17 protein-coding genes and 1 tRNA gene are annotated in these 16,866 nt (G+C 30.2%); 5 read left to right on the top strand and 13 right to left on the bottom strand.

Annotation, left to right across the window (positions count from 1 at the left end; all coding sequences use genetic code 11):
• Positions 1-377 precede the first annotated feature (377 nt).
• The 3 genes from CD121_RS00565 to CD121_RS00555 are packed head-to-tail and all read left to right on the top strand — an operon-like array spanning position 378 to position 2,871.
• The gene (locus CD121_RS00565) at positions 378-1,262 is read left to right on the top strand and encodes a trypsin-like serine peptidase (RefSeq protein WP_029055898.1); all 885 of its coding nucleotides are present in this window, start codon (positions 378-380) and stop codon (positions 1,260-1,262) included.
• A gap of 54 nt (positions 1,263-1,316) precedes the next feature.
• Positions 1,317-2,507, top strand: a complete 1,191-nt coding sequence (locus tag CD121_RS00560) for a C47 family peptidase (protein ID WP_046466930.1) — start codon at positions 1,317-1,319, stop codon at positions 2,505-2,507.
• Between the two features lie 40 nt (positions 2,508-2,547).
• Entirely contained in the window at positions 2,548-2,871 is a 324-nt protein-coding gene (locus CD121_RS00555) for a cysteine protease inhibitor staphostatin B (protein ID WP_046466929.1), read from the top strand.
• Positions 2,872-2,954: 83 nt separating this feature from the next.
• Here CD121_RS00555 and CD121_RS00550 read toward each other — a convergent pair whose 3' ends face one another.
• The 12 genes from CD121_RS00550 to CD121_RS00495 all read right to left on the bottom strand — a co-directional run bounded on the left by CD121_RS00550 (position 2,955) and on the right by CD121_RS00495 (position 15,508).
• On the bottom strand, positions 2,955-3,296 hold the full coding sequence (locus CD121_RS00550; RefSeq protein WP_046466928.1) for a magnetosome magnetite crystal formation protein family: 342 nt from the start codon (positions 3,294-3,296) through the stop codon (positions 2,955-2,957).
• 122 nt (positions 3,297-3,418) lie between these two features.
• Complete coding sequence (locus CD121_RS00545; protein WP_046466927.1) at positions 3,419-4,456, bottom strand: glycosyltransferase; 1,038 nt, start codon at positions 4,454-4,456, stop codon at positions 3,419-3,421.
• A gap of 100 nt (positions 4,457-4,556) precedes the next feature.
• On the bottom strand, positions 4,557-5,768 hold the full coding sequence (locus CD121_RS00540) for a glycosyltransferase family 4 protein (protein WP_119623011.1): 1,212 nt from the start codon (positions 5,766-5,768) through the stop codon (positions 4,557-4,559).
• A gap of 48 nt (positions 5,769-5,816) precedes the next feature.
• Positions 5,817-7,136, bottom strand: a complete 1,320-nt coding sequence (locus tag CD121_RS00535; protein ID WP_126567263.1) for an MATE family efflux transporter — start codon at positions 7,134-7,136, stop codon at positions 5,817-5,819.
• The gene (locus CD121_RS00530) at positions 7,120-8,418 is read right to left on the bottom strand and encodes an O-antigen ligase family protein (RefSeq protein ID WP_119622851.1); all 1,299 of its coding nucleotides are present in this window, start codon (positions 8,416-8,418) and stop codon (positions 7,120-7,122) included. Before CD121_RS00530 ends, CD121_RS00535 begins: the two co-directional genes overlap by 17 nt.
• A complete protein-coding gene (gene wecB, locus CD121_RS00525; RefSeq protein ID WP_017637269.1) occupies positions 8,419-9,543 on the bottom strand; it encodes a non-hydrolyzing UDP-N-acetylglucosamine 2-epimerase in 1,125 nt (374 codons plus the stop codon).
• Between the two features lie 2 nt (positions 9,544-9,545).
• Positions 9,546-10,682 carry a polysaccharide biosynthesis C-terminal domain-containing protein gene (locus tag CD121_RS00520; RefSeq protein WP_119622850.1) on the bottom strand — a complete coding sequence of 379 codons (1,137 nt, stop codon included), beginning with the start codon at positions 10,680-10,682 and terminating at the stop codon, positions 9,546-9,548.
• Between the two features lie 25 nt (positions 10,683-10,707).
• On the bottom strand, positions 10,708-11,730 hold the full coding sequence (locus CD121_RS00515) for an SDR family NAD(P)-dependent oxidoreductase (RefSeq protein WP_126567262.1): 1,023 nt from the start codon (positions 11,728-11,730) through the stop codon (positions 10,708-10,710).
• A gap of 161 nt (positions 11,731-11,891) precedes the next feature.
• On the bottom strand, positions 11,892-12,659 hold the full coding sequence (locus tag CD121_RS00510) for a tyrosine-protein phosphatase (protein WP_017637272.1): 768 nt from the start codon (positions 12,657-12,659) through the stop codon (positions 11,892-11,894).
• Positions 12,656-13,348, bottom strand: a complete 693-nt coding sequence (locus CD121_RS00505; RefSeq protein WP_126567261.1) for a polysaccharide biosynthesis tyrosine autokinase — start codon at positions 13,346-13,348, stop codon at positions 12,656-12,658. Before CD121_RS00505 ends, CD121_RS00510 begins: the two co-directional genes overlap by 4 nt.
• 11 nt (positions 13,349-13,359) lie before the next feature.
• On the bottom strand, positions 13,360-14,031 hold the full coding sequence (locus CD121_RS00500) for a Wzz/FepE/Etk N-terminal domain-containing protein (protein ID WP_017637274.1): 672 nt from the start codon (positions 14,029-14,031) through the stop codon (positions 13,360-13,362).
• Positions 14,032-14,338: 307 nt separating this feature from the next.
• Positions 14,339-15,508, bottom strand: coding sequence for an MFS transporter (locus CD121_RS00495; protein ID WP_126567260.1), 1,170 nt, complete (start codon positions 15,506-15,508; stop codon positions 14,339-14,341).
• Between the two features lie 387 nt (positions 15,509-15,895).
• Here CD121_RS00495 and CD121_RS12175 point away from each other — a divergent pair, with 387 nt between their 5' ends.
• Together CD121_RS12175 and CD121_RS00490 are read left to right on the top strand one after the other, a co-directional pair.
• Positions 15,896-16,039, top strand: a complete 144-nt coding sequence (locus CD121_RS12175; protein ID WP_017637276.1) for a hypothetical protein — start codon at positions 15,896-15,898, stop codon at positions 16,037-16,039.
• Between the two features lie 115 nt (positions 16,040-16,154).
• A tRNA-Ile gene (locus CD121_RS00490) sits at positions 16,155-16,244 on the top strand.
• 110 nt (positions 16,245-16,354) lie between these two features.
• On the opposite strand, the gene CD121_RS00485 is transcribed toward CD121_RS00490, so the two are convergent.
• Positions 16,355-16,693 carry a cell surface protein gene (locus CD121_RS00485; RefSeq protein WP_119622976.1) on the bottom strand — a complete coding sequence of 113 codons (339 nt, stop codon included), beginning with the start codon at positions 16,691-16,693 and terminating at the stop codon, positions 16,355-16,357.
• Positions 16,694-16,866: the final 173 nt, after the last annotated feature.

The following is a 16,866-nucleotide window of genomic DNA, read 5'->3' as shown; positions in this document are numbered from 1 at the left end:
GCATACACCCATCCTAGGTTTGGTAGTGCTTTTAATATTAGGTATTACTTTTATCTTTATAAAACGAACTTCATCTAAAAAATAATATATTTTATATTAATTTCTCCTTTCTTAAACTTTCATAAATTAATCTTTTTTTCATATAAGTATCGATAAATACCAACTTCTTATAGTTTTTATCGATACTTTTTTCTATGGTTAAATCGAATTAACGACAATTAAATAATATTAAATTCTATTTAATTAAATAAAATAAAAAGAATTCTTTTCAAAACTTAAATGCCATAAATATTTTTAAAAAAATTATATATTTATATTGACTTAAAAATATCTTATGTTATATTTGAATCGTAAATAAATTTTTTGGAGGTTTTTATATGAAAGCAAAATTTTTCACAGCTAGTTCTTTGTTAATTGCCACTTTAACGTCCGCTACTCTTCTCAACTCAGCACAAGCCGACACTATGTCCACGCAACATCAAGATAATAACCAACAAGTTAAACAGAGCCAACACCAAAAGAAATCTAACATTCAGAACAAAGACAACATTAAACCTATCGAGAAAAAAGAAAGAGCAAATGTTATATTACCTAACAATAATAGACACCAAATTACAGATACGACTTTAGGACACTATGCACCAGTAACTTTCATTCAAGTCAAAACTAATGGCGGTACTGCAATTGCATCAGGGATCGTAGTTGGTAAAGATAAACTTTTAACAAATAAACATGTCGTCGATGCTACTAATGGTAATCCACAAAACCTAACTGCAGCCCCTTCCGCTATTAATGAAAATGACTTCCCTAATGGTAGCTTTACTGCTGAAAATATCACTAAATATCCTGGTAACGCTGATTTAGCTATCGTAAAGTTCTCTCCTAATCAAAACGGTGAAAATATTGGAGATGTTATTCAACCAGCAACAATAGACGGTAATGTAGATTCAGAAACTAACCAACCTATTACTGTAACTGGATATCCTGGTGACAAACCACTTGCTACTATGTGGGAAAGTAAAGGTAAAATCACTAAACTTCAAGGCGAAAATATGCAATATGATTTAAGTACTACTGGTGGTAATTCCGGTTCCCCAGTATTTAACTCAAGAAATGAACTTATCGGTATTCATTGGGGTGGCGTTTCTAATGCTTATAATGGTGCGGTTTACTTCAATGATGATGTATTAGATTTCTTAGAACAAAACATTCAAGATATTAACTTTGCAAATAATGACGATGGCAATGATGACGCCGCTTAATTTTAAAATATTTTAAATATAGCTATAAAATATCCATCTAATGGAGGTTTATAAATGCAAACTACATCTAAATACAAATTATTTAAGTTAGTTACTTTTTCTATCATTGTTGCTTTGCTGTTATCACTAAGCGCTATAACTAATATTAAAACAGCTCAAGCTAAACAAGATTCAGATCAACTTGAAATTAATGTAAAGAGTAACAAAGTACCTCAAAAAGTAGAACAATTAGCACAACAACAGTATGTTGGCTATGCACAAGCACTTGATAAACAACACAATAAGCAAAGTGGGAAATATCAATTAGGCGAACCTTTTAATATTTATAAATTTAATGGCGAGGAAGATAATAGTTATTATTATCCTATTTTGAAAGATGGCAAAATTGTATACACACTAACAATAAGTCCAAAAACAAATTCTGACTTAAAAAAATCTAAAGAAGACGCTAATTATAGCGTGAAAATATCTAATTTTATCGCTAATGATTTAGATAAAATTAAAGATAAAAATTCAAAAATCACTATCCTTACTGATGAAAAAGGATTTTACTTTGAAGAAGATGGCAAAATAAAATTAGTTAAATCTACACCACTACCTACTAACACTAAGGAAAAAGAAAGCAGTAAAACTGTTTCTTCAACACTCAAAAAACAATTAAACAATACATCTGAACCGACTAAAATTAAAGAAACTCAATATGCAGAAAATGAAAGTAATAATCAAGTTCAATATGAAAACACCCTAGATCATTTCAAAATTAGAGAACAACAATTTGATAATTCTTGGTGTGCAGGATTCAGTATGGCTGCCCTACTTAACGCTACAAAAAATACAGATAAATACAATGCATATGACATTATGAGAACTTTATATCCTAATGTTAGCGAAGCAGAATTACCACAATATTCTACTAATCCAAATCAAATGATAAGATACGGTAACTCACAAGGTAGAGATATCCAACATCAAAGTGGCATGCCTTCTTATAACCAAGTTGATCAATTAACTAAAGATAATAAAGGCGCTATGATTTTAGCACATAGTGTTGAAAACAGACCAAATGATCCTCATCTCGGTCACGCTCTAGCCGTGGTTGGTAATGCTCAAATTAATAATGAAGATAAAATTATCTATTGGAACCCTTGGGATACTGAATTATCTATTCAAGATGCGGATTCTAACTTATTACATCTATCATTCAACAGAGACTATACATGGGATGACACAATGATAGGTTATTAATTAACATAGTCATTGATATTGATTAGAGGTAGGTGAAAGTATGTATCAACTTCAATTTATTAATTTAGATTACAATCCATCAACACTCACAAAGGAACAGCTTAATTTGATTCAACAATTTTTAGGTAATTGGAAAAACCAATCACTTCAAAAATCAATTAGTATTCGATATGAAAGACATACTCATCTTAATCAATATCAAATTATTCAAATTGATTCTAACCATCAGCGTATCAAAATACTACCTGAAGATAATCAGCAAATAATATATACGTTAGACTATGAAGATGCACAACATATTTTAATACAAACATCGATTCATCATTCTTATGGCACTTCAAGACCAATAAGATATGAAAAATAAATTACATTAAAATCACAATATGAATAACGCCGTTCAAAGAAAGATACATTAAAGTATCCCCTTTGAACGGCGCTTTAATATGATTAATTAATGAGTAGTTGAACTCCTCTTACTATGTTAATGATAAATAGTATGCCTGAACCAATGATTAATATAGTAGCTAAAATAAATAATAGTACCATTAGTGTAGTGTTACTATCGTAAAATGCTGGTGCCATTGCAAAACAAATTAAAGACACGACGATAAATAACCACGATAAAATATGATTGAATAATGCATTTCTAGAATGTGTAGATGCAGGTTTTTCACCCACAATCCAAACAATAAGTGGGAACAGTACGGGTGCAAAAAAGATACTTAAATAGCTTAACGATCCCAGTACATTATTGGTTCTATTATCCAATTCTCTATTGTTATTTTCCATCCGTTGCCACCTCTTTTTTTATTTTATTTCTTTGTATATACTCAATTATTTCCTAGGTTATTTATTTATACCTCTAGTAGCGTTGATTTACACATTATCGTCTATATATCCCATTTAATTAACTATCTAATAATATAACCCTGTTTACCTAATATATCTAAAATACTTTTAGCCTGTATATTCATACCTTTTGTACTGATAATTGGATAATTATAAAAATTTAATACTTGTTGTTCTAAATTTGTATCATTAAATAAAAATTGATGAGGATAATGTTCTAATAATTCTTCAGTAACAGCTTGTTTTAACGCTAGTATTTTAGCACCGTAATGCATACCCTCTATAAGCGGCAACCCAGTACTTTCTACTTCAGAGGTAAACAACAAATGATTACTACGGTAATAAGTCTGCATTTTCAAACAATCAATTGAACCAATAAATCTTACAGGTAGTTTTTCTTTACGACATTGCTTAAACATTCGTTTTATTGAACGTGTTTCATCTCCGTTTAATGTGATTTGTATATAAGAAGGAATTTGAAATTTCTTAATTGCTTGTCCCACTTTTACTACTAAATCAAAACGTTTATAGTTTTCAGTATTAGTCGGATAAAATAAATGGATGGCTTCATCATGTACTTCAGGGTACGAAGTAAATAGTTTTGGCTGACAAACTTGAACTTGGTCGTTATATGGTTCTACTAACTTTTTCATTTCATTAGTCTGAACAATAATACAATCTGCATCACTCACGCTTTTTCTAATCTTTTTCTTTAATATATTCATTTTCAATCGCTTAAGCATACTATCTGATTGTTTGTACGATTCGTTTATGAATGCAAGTGCTTGATGAACATATAAAATCTGCTTTCCACTAAATCCCGAGACACCATAATTTAGTAATGACACAATACAATCTGGTTGTAATTTTTTTATCATGCGCTTTAATGTAACAAATTCAAAATAGATTCTGTGCAAAATTGAATATTTAATAAATGGAAACGTCATGCCTTTAACGTGTTTAGATTCATAGACTCGTCTTTTACTTGTAATAAATAGCCATTCATTATGTTTATCTTTTAATACTTCCTTATTAAAATAATCCGATATGGTTTTTGCTCCTCCATATTCACTTGCATAATCTAATACTAAAATCTTCATCTTTCCATCTTCCTAATCTATCATTAGAGGCTAACATTTAATCTTTCGAAATATTCACCATTAGAATTGATTTCAGTATATTTATAGCTAACCCCTACATTCATTTCTTTAATTGTTTGATCTGTTTCATCATCGCTTCTACATTTTGTTCAATCTTAAATTCACTTTCATAAAATCGGCGGGCATTCGTACCCATTTCTGCTCTCAATGTTTGGTTATCAGTTAATTGACTTACATATGTCAAACATTGGCGATAATCACCATTATTAACCCAATATCCGCATTGCTGTTTGACAATTTCACTGCCAGCATCTGTATTACTATCAGTCATAGCAATCACTGGTTTACCAAACATAAAATAACTTGTTAGTCGTTGAGGGTAATTAGGTATAGTAAAACGTTCGTCTAAAAATATAAATCCTACATCACTTTCTTTTAACAGTTGATGATAGGCACGTTGAGATAATCTCTGTATAGTAATTACATTGTCAATATGTTTAGTAGCTTGAACAACATCTTCAAATTCAGTGCCATTACCTACAATCACCATTTGAGCATTGGGTATTTGGTTAAATCCTTGTGCAACAGCTTTAATCTTGTCTGGTGATTGTGGTACACCAATATTCCCACCATAGATAAATGTAACTTTTTCTGCATCTAAACCATATTGACGAAAGATTTTTGCCTTTTTATGACTAAATTTTTGTGAAATATCGTATAATCCATTTCTAAAAATGTGTATTTTATTTTTCACAATATTAGGATGATGATTTGTAATAAATTTCTCATTAGCTTCTGACATTACACCAATATAGTCTGAAACTTTGTATAGTAATGTTTCTTGCTTTTTAAAATATCGATACATAAAGCTATCTTCTTTTAACATATTTAAATCAACAGCATTTTGTGGAAATATATCCTTTAACAATAAAGCCGTTATTGCATTAAATTGTTGCTTCAAATCTCGAACTAGTGGCCCAATTGTGACAGGTGGGGTTGGGTATAGAATCAACTGAAACGTATCGTTAGGAAAATATTTACCAATGGCACGTTTAAATAATCGACTAATGATTAGCATACTAATGCCTCGTTCAATTGCATTTGTTTGATTAATATTTGTGGGTAATTTCACTCTTAATATCGATACATTATCTTCTTTAATTACATGCGTCTTTTCTACGTGTCGTCTCTCCAAAGGACAGAGCACAACAACGTCTTCATAATATTGTTTTAATTCATTAATTAAATCAGGATATAACCCAATGTCTTTAATCGTTGAAATATTGACTACCGTTAAAAATATTGCTTTCATGTCATCACCAAGTTGTTTTTATAAATTTATCATCGAAAGGCTATAACACTATAGTTTCGATTGAGTATATTGAATTGATAATTTATGTAAATTTTTTCTAAAAATCAAAGGCAATACTATAGCTGGTATACATATACCGCTATTAATCGCTAATAAGAAATAATAAGGACCTAAATTAAACACTTTGAGTAAAATAAACATTAATCCCAAACTAACAACTACACCGCATAAATAAATGATTGCTTGTGAATAAACAATGTTCATTGCATTTAATAATGTTTGATAAGTAAAGGCAATAATAGATAACATCACTATAGTTGCGGTTAAAAAAATAAATATCCATTCGATTTGATATGATTTACCTATCCAAAGATTTATGACTAAATTCACCATCCATGTCATGAAAAACATACTTATCAATATCATGCATATAATGATCATTAATTTTTTATGTATACGTTTAATATCTTGAAACTGTTGCGCTGTTAGTTTAGCTATCATTAAAGTCCATAGCGGGGATAAAATAACCGTTGCCATAGTTAAAAATATCGAAAATAGTTTATACGTTAATTGGAATTCCACGGAATAAAAAGGATTGAAAAAGTAGCCAATAAGTAGTGGTCCTGAATTTAATAAAGTTAATGAAGCTACATCTAATAAAAAGAAACCTCCACCAAGTGACAATAACGGTTTAATTAAATCCTTCCGAAATCCACTCATGTCTAATTTGACTATCTTTCTACATTTCCTAAAATAAAATACTGTAAAAATCAAAGATACACTTACATTTATTGAAAAATAAATCACGCATAACGATACAATGCTGTGCAAACCAATCATGTTCATCGCTAATATTAATAAAGTACTAATGAATAAATTTAAAAATTGCATCAAATTAACAATATAAGATTGAAAATGAGCATGATAAATATAAGTTATGGTATTTAAATAAAATACAAATGGAAACATAAAGAATGTGATTAAAAACATTTGATTTACGTCTGATTTTGAATTTTTTATATGAAATAATGTTGTCCAATCCACCCATTGATTAACGATTAACCCTGCATAAAGTAATATAATTAAGGGAACAATCATCGCTACATAAGTCGTGTTAATGACTTCGTTTATACCATGTCGATCTTTCTTTTGAATAGCAATTGTTAATAGATTCCTTAAAGAATTAGAAATACCAAAATCCATAATATAAAACCATGTCATTGTAGATAATATAATTAACCAAATGCCATACAATTCATCATTGTTTAAGTATTGATTTGTCACTCGATAGAACAAGAAATTTGCACATAGTGATAATCCTGTAAATAATCCAATTAAAAGAACATTATTTTTATAGCTTTGATTCATGTTGTAATTCCATTCCTTCTTTTAAATAAATGCCCCATAATATATAACAAAAAATGCCAGCATTCGTTGAACTAAACATAATCATTTCTCCCATATTAACGAGTAACGTCGATATAAATAGTACGATAGTTAAACGAAATGGATGCTGTACAATGAACAACATAAACACGAGATAAATCAAATAACAAATTAATCCGAAAATACCTGTAAATATAATTAATGCAAAGAAAATATTCCCCGCTTCAAAGGTAAAGTTAAGTAAATCCAAACTTGTATTATTCACTGGTATACCAAATCCTCCACCAAATAAGGGGTATTTATCTAGTGCATCCATTAAATATTCAATTTGTATATATCGAGAATATAATGCTTGGTCACTTCGCTGTCCTTTAACTAAAAAGGCTTTAATGCGTTCTTGAATAAAAGGATTCATAAAAATGATTACTACAGTCATAACTACACTACCGAAAATCAACCATTTATAACGTTTATGCATATTCATCAATAAGAAATACAAGCAGACACAAACAACAAATGATAATACACCTGTACGTGAATTAGTTTTCACTAGTTCATAAGTGCCAATTGCTACTATAATAAGTTGGCATATAATAAATTGTCTTTGATAATTGATTGATACAAGTATAAGTGTCAAACCCATTACCATAATGATTGCAAATAAATTTGGATGATTCAGTACACCTTGAAACGAATAACCATTAAGCAATTTCCCTATTGGTTGATTAATATAAAATGACGAACTTATAATCAACAACTCGATATATACGGCTAACCAAAATATCAATTTTTTAAAGTCTTTGATTTGTGAAATTAATAATACAATGATCATTAACGGTAAAAAATAATTGATTAATTTAAGAATTGCAACCAATGGAAAGGCTGATGTCAACAAACTCGTAATCGCATATATTGTCATTAATAAGCACGAACCAAACACAAATAATGACATTACTTTACTTGTCGCCCATTGTCTTGAAGATTGATATAAGAAATAGCTACCACAAATGAAAATCAAGACATATTTCATTATATTAATGAATAATTGACTACCTTCAAAATCAATACCAGGCGAAATAAAATAACGCATCATATAAAGAAATATAAGTTTAACGACACCTATCTCACCTTGTTTAATGAGCAGCAAAGAACAACACATTGTAATCAATAATAAAGTTTGATTCTGTATGCTTAAGATAAATAAAATAATCGTTAATAAACACTCAATCCAAAACGAAATATTGATTTTAATACTTTTCTGCATTTACTTTCTCCACACCGTATCATTAATGATATCTTTATAACTTTGTATAATTTTCACTACCTTTTGAGAAACATGTATATCTTTATAGTCATTTGCCTCAATGATTGGAGATGCATTATCTTGCATCTTTTTAACCAGCGCAACCGACTGTATGATATTGTCAAAATGGATGCCGCCTAATACAATCGTTCCTTTATCTACTACTTCCGGTCGCTCTGTAGAATTTCTTAGTAATACTGCTGGAAATTTAAGTATTGCAGATTCTTCAGATAAGGTACCACTATCTGATAACACAACATATGCATTTTTCTGTAAGGCATTATAGTCTATAAAACCAAATGGTCGTAAACGCCGTACTAAAGGATGGAAGTTCACTTGTTGTTCATCAATCATTTTCCAAGTTCTAGGATGTGTAGAATATATAATAGGCAATTGATAGTGTTCAGCGATTTGATTAATCGCATCCATTAATGATTGAAAGTGGTCTTTGTGGTTAATATTTTCTTCTCTATGTGCAGAAACAACGATATATTGTTGTGTTTTTAAATTGAGTCGTTCTAACACATCACTCGCTTCTATTTTAGACAACTGCTCATGTAACACTTCTTTCATTGGTGAACCTGTAACAAAAATATGTTCTCGTTTAATCCCTTCATCTAATAAATAACGACGACTATGTTCTGTATAAGGTAAATTAATATCACTAATATGATCTACTATTTTACGGTTAATTTCTTCTGGAACATTTTGATCAAAACAACGATTGCCCGCTTCCATATGAAAAATAGGAATTTTCAATCGTTTGGCAGCAATAGCTGATAAACAACTATTTGTGTCACCAAGTATTAGCAATGCATCTGGTTTCTCTTTCTTTAATACGTCATAGGCCTTTTCTATAATATTTCCCATAGTTTGACCCAAATTATCACCAACTGAATCTAAATAATAATCTGGTTCTCTTAACGATAAATCTTCGAAAAACACTTGGTTTAAGGTATAGTCGTAGTTTTGTCCTGTATGCACTAATATGTGATTAAAGTAAGTATCACATGCTTTAATTGTTGCTGATAATCTTATAATTTCAGGTCTCGTACCTATAATCGTCATTAATTTCAACTTTTCCATATTTATACCTCCAAGAAATATGTATCTGGATGTTCAGCATCGAAGATCTCGTTAGCCCACATCAAAGTGACCATATCTTCTTCACCTAAATTTTCAATATTGTGTGTATAACCTACAGGTATATCTATGATTTCCAATTTATCCGAAGACACTACATATTCAATAATTTGTTTGCTATCAGGTAATCGAAAGCGAATGATACCTTTCCCAGCTACGACTAAAAATTTTTCATTTTTAGTATGATGCCAATGATTTCCTTTAACTATACCTGGCTTAGAAACATTAACAGAAATTTGTCCTCGATCTGACGTTTTAAATATTTCTGTAAATGAACCTCTGTCATCTTTATGCATATGCAATGGATAGCCGAATGCATTATCAGGTAAATAACTTAAATATGTGCTGTATAACGCCTTTTCAAAAGGATCTTCTAAATAAGGAAGCGACAATGTTTCTCTCATTTTTTTGAAACGTCGTAATAACTGTTCAATTTGACCTAACGTTTTACGATGTACATTGGGTACAATTGTAAATTCTGCTTGCTTCGTTGGTTGGCCATTAATCGCTCTTATTAATTCATGGATAACATCATCAATATAATTCAATTTAAGTTCCTTTGTTCTATCCGTAATGTTGATAGGTTTATTTCGAGCAATGTTATAACAAAATGTCGCAATCACTGAGTTATAATTAGGCTTACACCACTTACCAAATAAATTTGGCAACCTGTATATAATAACTTCATTTCCATGGTCTTGTTTAAATTGTTGTAGTAACAATTCTGCTTGTAATTTACTTCTTCCATAATGATTATCTAATTCTGCTTGTATTGACGATGTAAATATAATCGATGGTCTCTTTTTATTTCTACTAATGATTTGTAACCAGTCTGAAAGTTGATTCACATTACATTTATTAAATATATCTTGTCTCTGTGTATCACTTATATCTTTTGTGGAATTAAAGCGATTCAAAGCAGCTAAATGAACGATAATATCAGCATTTAATAGATATTGTTCTACTAATTTGGAGTTAGTTTCACGAGATATTTCATAGACTTGATATTGCTTATAATTTCTCAATTCAATACAAAGGTTCCGTCCTATAAATCCTTTCGCACCAGTTACTACAATATTCATTCTTGATGTTCCTTCCCTGCAGTTGTTATTGAGTCTGATATACTTTTAATTCATTTCTTACATACTCTAAAGTTAATAATTTTTCTTTAATTTCTGCTACATTCAGTCTTTGTGTATTATTAGAATTATATTCATAAATCGTTTTGTCATGATGTTGTCCTTCATCAAAGTACTTATCATAATTTAGGTTACGTGCGTCTACAGGTATTCTGAAATATTCTCCTAAATCCTCGCAGCGTGCATATTCTTCTTTAGTTAACAAAGTTTCTGCTTCTTTTTCTCCATGCCTTGTACCTATAATTTGGATATCATTATTTGCCTCAAACAATTCTAATAAAGCTTGTGCTAAGTCTTGAATTGTACAACTAGGTGATTTTTGAACCATAATATCCCCATTTTCAGCATGTTTAAAAGCATAAATAACAAGTTCAACAGCTTCGTCCAAGCTCATTAAAAATCGAGTCATTAAGGGATTTGTAATTGGTAACGGCTCTCCTGCTTTAATTTTTTCAATGAATAAAGGAATAACTGAGCCACGTGAAGCCATGACGTTACCATATCTTGTTCCACATATAACAGTTGCTAACGAGTCGACCTTTCTCGATTGAGCGACAAATGTTTTCTCCATTAATGCTTTAGACATGCCCATAGCATTAATCGGATACGCTGCCTTATCTGTAGATAAACAAATAACCTTTTTTATTTTGTGATTGATAGCACTTTGTAACATATTAGCAGTACCTAAAATGTTTGTCTTCACCGCTTCTAATGGAAAGAATTCACATGAAGGAACTTGCTTTAATGCTGCTGCATGAAAGACAAAATCAACGCCGCTCATAGCTAAATCAATACTGGATAAATCACGTACATCTCCAATATAGAATTTTAATTTTTCACTTTTGTATTGTTTTCTTAAATCATCTTGTTTCTTTTCATCTCTTGAAAATATTCTAATTTCTTTAATACCGGTGTTAAGCAACCTTTGAAGAACAGCGTTTCCAAAAGATCCAGTACCACCCGTGATTAGTATCACTTTATCTTTAAACATAATAAAAAATCTCCTATTTATAAGAATATTCTGACTAATAATTATAAAATGACTTCCACCATTATCCATTCACAGATTCATAGATTCATTTAACTACGAAAAAATAACATTTAGTATTTTGAATGTTATTATTCAGAAGTGATACACAACCATTTCTTTTATTAAAACCATTTTAAAAATCGTTTTATTGTTTCAGGTTTACATGGTCTATCTGAATATATCACTTCATTATTTACAATTGCTTTAGCATTTTGAATCATTTCTTCTATTTCATTACGATATGATGATAGCTTTCGCTCATTAAACAATCCATTTAATGCGAAGGGACGTTGCTCTATAGAATGTGCATCCGAAGCAATAAAGTGAGCTAGATGACAGTCAATTAAACGTATAGATAACCTTTGAATATTTTTACCAAATTGACCTAATAACGAATCTGCTGTCAATTGACTTAACGCACCATTGCAAATTAACTCGTATAAGATACATGGATTTTTAGCAATCATTTTATTCCTTTCAGGATGAGCTATGATAGGTATGTAACCTCTGGTTTGTAATTCAAAAAATAAACGTTTGGTAAAATGAGGAACTTCTCCAAAAGGAAATTCAATTAATAAATATCGAGATCTATTTAATCCTTGAATACTACCCTCTTCAATACCCTGTATAATTTCATCAGTTATTCTTATTTCCTGACCTGGATAAAACTCAATCCCTAATGATTTAATTTCAGGTAATTGTTTTAATTCCGCTAATTTAAGTGACGTTTGTTGAAAGCTATTTTGATATTTAGGATGTAAATGATGTGGCGTAGCGATGATGCAAGTAATTCCTTCTTGTTTTGCTTGTTTAAGCAATTGGATCATTGCTTCTTTTGATTGTGGGCCATCATCCATATTAACCAATATATGGTTATGAATATCAATCATGATTTGTCATCTCCGTAGTAAGCATAATATTTAGAGTTCTTCTCTTGAGGTGCTTTATTTAATACGATACCAATAATTTTTGAACCACTTTTTTCAAGTAATTGTTTACCTTTCTTAACTTCTTCTTTATTATTTGATTCAACGTTAACGACATATACTGCATGTTGCGTATAGTTAGAAAATAATTGTGCATCTGTGACTACATTTACGGGTGGCGTATCAATAATGACAAAATTATATTTTTCCGAAATATGATCAAACATATTTTTAAACGATCTTGAGGTAATGAGTTCTGAAGGATTTGGCGGAATAGGTCCTGACGTAAGTACATCCAATCCTTCAATGTGAGTAGATTGAATCGCACTTTCATAATCTGACCATTTAAGTAATAAACTAGACAATCCTTCATTATTAGGCAACTTAAAAAGATAGTGCTGTGTCGGTTTACGCATATCACCGTCAATAAGTATCGTTTTATAACCAGCTTGGGCAAATGAAATTGCAAGATTAGCAGATGTGGTTGATTTACCAGACCCTGGTCCATCTGACGTAACGACAACACTCTTAATAGGATAATCTGCACTTGCAAATAAAATATTTGAGCGAATACCTCTAAATTTTTCACTAATAGGAGATTTCGGTTGTTCATTAACAATTAATTTGGGATATTTTCTTCTTACATTTGACATTGTACTTCCTCTTATACTTTAAATTTTTGTATGACACCTAAAACTGGTAACTGCAATTCATCTAAAACATCTTGTTCAGTTTTAATGCGTCTATCTAAAATATGTTTTAAATAAATGATAAGCAATGTTAAACCTAAAGCCGCAAGACCAGTAAGAAGCATATTATTAGTTATATTCGGTGCTACTTTATTCTCAGTATCGCTCGCTTTAGATAATACAGATACATTATCTACATCCATAATATCGGGCACTTCTTTAGCAAAAACTTTTGCAACTTTATTTGCTATCTTCGCCGATACCTTGGCATTTTCTGTCACTATAGAAACATTAATAATTTGAGAATTCGATTGATTCGTCACTTTTACAAATGAACTTAATTCCTTAACATCGTATTTATAGTCTAGTTCTTTTGAAACTCTCTCAAGTATCCTTGGACTTTTAATTATTTCTGCATATGTATTAACTGACTGCAAACTATTTTGCACATTATTTGGGTTTACGACATTGTTCTCAATTTGTTTCTGATTAACTAAGATCTGTGTCGAAGCCGCGTATTTCGGGGTTACGAATAATGATGTAAAAATTGCACTTAAAATCATAAAGATAACAGGGATGGTGATAAGTTTTTTAATATTTTTACGTAATACTTTGAAAATGCGACTTAAGTCTACCTTTCCTTCCATCATAGGCCTCCTCAATTAGACGTACTATCATTGCTGTGTTGAAGCGCTATTTCGACTATTTGTTCTATTTATAAAATTGTGCCAACGCTCACTATTATAAAATGAATTTTATAATAAATATATCGAATTTCATTATATCATGTTTTTTGAGCGATATATATTCAAAAAATGTATTATTAGGTCTCTTTTTTTCGAATAATTCGTATCATTTTCTCTAAGCCATAAAATATGTGAATCAATTTATACTCAGTTCTATCTTATATAAATAAAACACCTACTCGATACAACTTCGAGTAGGTGATCTCACTTAATTATGAAATTGTATATGTTTTTTCTCATAAAAATGGTTCACTGTATTGAGTAAAATACCTAAAATAATGATGCTTCCTGAAATAAACGTAATCGTCAAATAAGGTAAACCTATAGATAGTAAAATTGATCCTAATATAGCTCCAATAAAATTAGCAACGTTAAATATAGATGCAGCTAATGTACTTGCAAGTAATGGTGCTTCTTGAGCACTTAAAATAATTTTACTATTAAGCAATGGTGTTGTTCCAAATGTACCAAAAACAAATAAAAAGCAGATTAAAAATGCTAATATCGCATAATGCACGAATGTTACAAATAAAATGATTGTGATAAATAGCAATAAGAAAGTATAGAATAAATATTTAGTTAATGCATGTTCTGGTACACTTCCTGTGACTAAATTGCCTATTACCCCACCGAGACCAAATAAAAATAAACATATTGTTAAGCCGACGATTTTGAATGGTGCAAACTCATGTATCATTGGTTCCATAAATGTATATGTTGTAAATACACCTGAGTAACCAAAGACAATGATTGCTATAATGATTAAGATGTGAGGGTTTTTGAATACTGTTAATTCTTTAGAAATATTTACTTCTGAACTTAATGATACATGTGGCGTGAATTTCATCATGCCTAGCATTGTTATGACAGCTAACATAATCATAATGCCAAAAACAACTCTCCAATTTGCTAATCCACCTAAAAATGATCCAAATGGTACGCCTATCATTACTGCTATAGTCAATCCAGCTTGCACTAAGGCAATGGCTTGTGGTTTTTTAGCAGGTGGTGCAACTGCTGCTGCTACACTCATACAAACACCAAAGAAAGGTGCATGCATTGCCGCAGACAATACTCTAGATAATAATAATACATAAAAATTAGGTGCTAACATTCCTATTACATTACTAATAACAAATATCGCTACGAGAAGAGGTAATAGTCGATGTGCATGTACTTTCATAGTAGAAATTCGCATGAAAGGACCTATTACTGCAACACTAATGGCATAAACACTTACTAATAAGCCTGCACTTGAAATAGATACACGCATATCATTGGATATTTGAGTTAATAATCCTGTTACGACATACTCAGCCATTCCTACAGTAAATGTACCTAACATAAATATGAAAAACATCATTTTATTTTCTCTCATCACTGCTTCCCCCTTTAATCGTTTCGTTAAAAAATCAACATGCGTGATATATTACAAAAAAATTGGAGGTACGTGAAGAGGGAAATTGATATTTTTTTAAATACTCCAAGCGAGTTCTCATAAGCTTTCATTCTATTTTCATTATATTAAAATTAAGACAATTTTTAATTAAGCATTCTAAAGCATCATCTTTAAAAAATCATAATTCTTCTCTCTGAATTACTTTACATTATAATGTATATTTTTTTAAAATTGACGATTATGTGACACTAAGTAATTTTTACTACATACTAAATAAGCAGGATTATTCATTTAATATACAGTAATATGTATAAACGTTATAATATAAGAAAATATATTAGGAATTATTGTATAGGAGGTATAACATTGGGAAACCAACGTAAAGATCAAGATGAAAAAGTAATTGATCAAGAAGATAAGAAGTATAAGCAATCGTTTTGGGCAGATGTATTGAGCTTTATCCCCGAAATAATGAGTGGTATTGCCCGTGTTATTCGTTCTTTATTTTAAAAAAATTGAAGTTGATACCTTGAAATTTACTTATTTTTTACAAAAACTTAATTTTTTCACCATTTGTCTTTACAAATCGTTTAAATTATTATATACTAGTTTCTGTTATTGATTTGGAGGGATACTCAAGTCTGGCTTAAGAGGCCAATCATTTATGATTGGTAGGAGCTTTTAGCTCGCGTTGGTTCAAATCCTTCTCCCTCCGCTACTTATATTAAAGCAAGTTCTTCATTGAAGAACTTGCTTTTTTTATTACCTAATTAATTAACGAGGAGTATCGAATAAATCGATACTCCTTATTTGGTATATTTAAATTTATTTATGAGGATGGAATGTTTTTTGTGGTGTATAAATTGTAACACCATACTTATCTGCAATTCTTTGTGTTTCTTTATTAATTAATTGATTATATTCTTTTACTGAAACTTCACTCGCTTTAGGTAATCTACTTTCTAATTCTTGATATTGTTTTTCAGTCATACCTTTAGGAGCAATACCACCATATGGGCGTTCACCTTGTTTTGTTTGTTGTGTATGTTCTACTTTGTTAGTATCTTGCTTTTGAACTGAGCTTGCATACGCCACACTAGATACTCCTGCCATAGCAATTGTTCCAGCCAATACAGATCCTGCTAACATTGTCATCTTTTTCATTGTTAAAATCTCCTTCCAAAGTGAATAATTAACTACATACTCATCATAACAATTTTTTAATTTTAAATCATTTATTTTTATAATTTTTACATAAATTTAACTTTTATATTTTACTATAGTCACTATTAATTTTTAAATATAAAAGAGCACCTAACAAATATATTAAATTTTGT

The organism is Staphylococcus pasteuri (genome assembly GCF_003970495.1).
Taxonomy (GTDB): Bacteria; Bacillota; Bacilli; order Staphylococcales; family Staphylococcaceae; genus Staphylococcus; species Staphylococcus pasteuri.
Note: the sequence above shows the minus strand (reverse complement) of the source record. Positions and strands in the feature narration are given on the sequence as shown.

What these genes read in the sequence shown, in the direction of transcription:
- CD121_RS00565 (WP_029055898.1), top strand. Translation starts at nt 378, where the DNA reads ATGAAAGCAAAATTTTTCACAGCTAGTTCTTTGTTAATTGCCACTTTA.
- CD121_RS00560 (WP_046466930.1), top strand. Translation starts at nt 1,317, where the DNA reads ATGCAAACTACATCTAAATACAAATTATTTAAGTTAGTTACTTTTTCT.
- CD121_RS00555 (WP_046466929.1), top strand. Translation starts at nt 2,548, where the DNA reads ATGTATCAACTTCAATTTATTAATTTAGATTACAATCCATCAACACTC.
- CD121_RS00550 (WP_046466928.1), bottom strand. Translation starts at nt 3,296, where the DNA reads ATGGAAAATAACAATAGAGAATTGGATAATAGAACCAATAATGTACTG.
- CD121_RS00545 (WP_046466927.1), bottom strand. Translation starts at nt 4,456, where the DNA reads ATGAAGATTTTAGTATTAGATTATGCAAGTGAATATGGAGGAGCAAAA.
- CD121_RS00540 (WP_119623011.1), bottom strand. Translation starts at nt 5,768, where the DNA reads ATGAAAGCAATATTTTTAACGGTAGTCAATATTTCAACGATTAAAGAC.
- CD121_RS00535 (WP_126567263.1), bottom strand. Translation starts at nt 7,136, where the DNA reads ATGAATCAAAGCTATAAAAATAATGTTCTTTTAATTGGATTATTTACA.
- CD121_RS00530 (WP_119622851.1), bottom strand. Translation starts at nt 8,418, where the DNA reads ATGCAGAAAAGTATTAAAATCAATATTTCGTTTTGGATTGAGTGTTTA.
- wecB (WP_017637269.1), bottom strand. Translation starts at nt 9,543, where the DNA reads ATGGAAAAGTTGAAATTAATGACGATTATAGGTACGAGACCTGAAATT.
- CD121_RS00520 (WP_119622850.1), bottom strand. Translation starts at nt 10,682, where the DNA reads ATGAATATTGTAGTAACTGGTGCGAAAGGATTTATAGGACGGAACCTT.
- CD121_RS00515 (WP_126567262.1), bottom strand. Translation starts at nt 11,730, where the DNA reads ATGTTTAAAGATAAAGTGATACTAATCACGGGTGGTACTGGATCTTTT.
- CD121_RS00510 (WP_017637272.1), bottom strand. Translation starts at nt 12,659, where the DNA reads ATGATTGATATTCATAACCATATATTGGTTAATATGGATGATGGCCCA.
- CD121_RS00505 (WP_126567261.1), bottom strand. Translation starts at nt 13,348, where the DNA reads ATGTCAAATGTAAGAAGAAAATATCCCAAATTAATTGTTAATGAACAA.
- CD121_RS00500 (WP_017637274.1), bottom strand. Translation starts at nt 14,031, where the DNA reads ATGGAAGGAAAGGTAGACTTAAGTCGCATTTTCAAAGTATTACGTAAA.
- CD121_RS00495 (WP_126567260.1), bottom strand. Translation starts at nt 15,508, where the DNA reads ATGAGAGAAAATAAAATGATGTTTTTCATATTTATGTTAGGTACATTT.
- CD121_RS00485 (WP_119622976.1), bottom strand. Translation starts at nt 16,693, where the DNA reads ATGAAAAAGATGACAATGTTAGCAGGATCTGTATTGGCTGGAACAATT.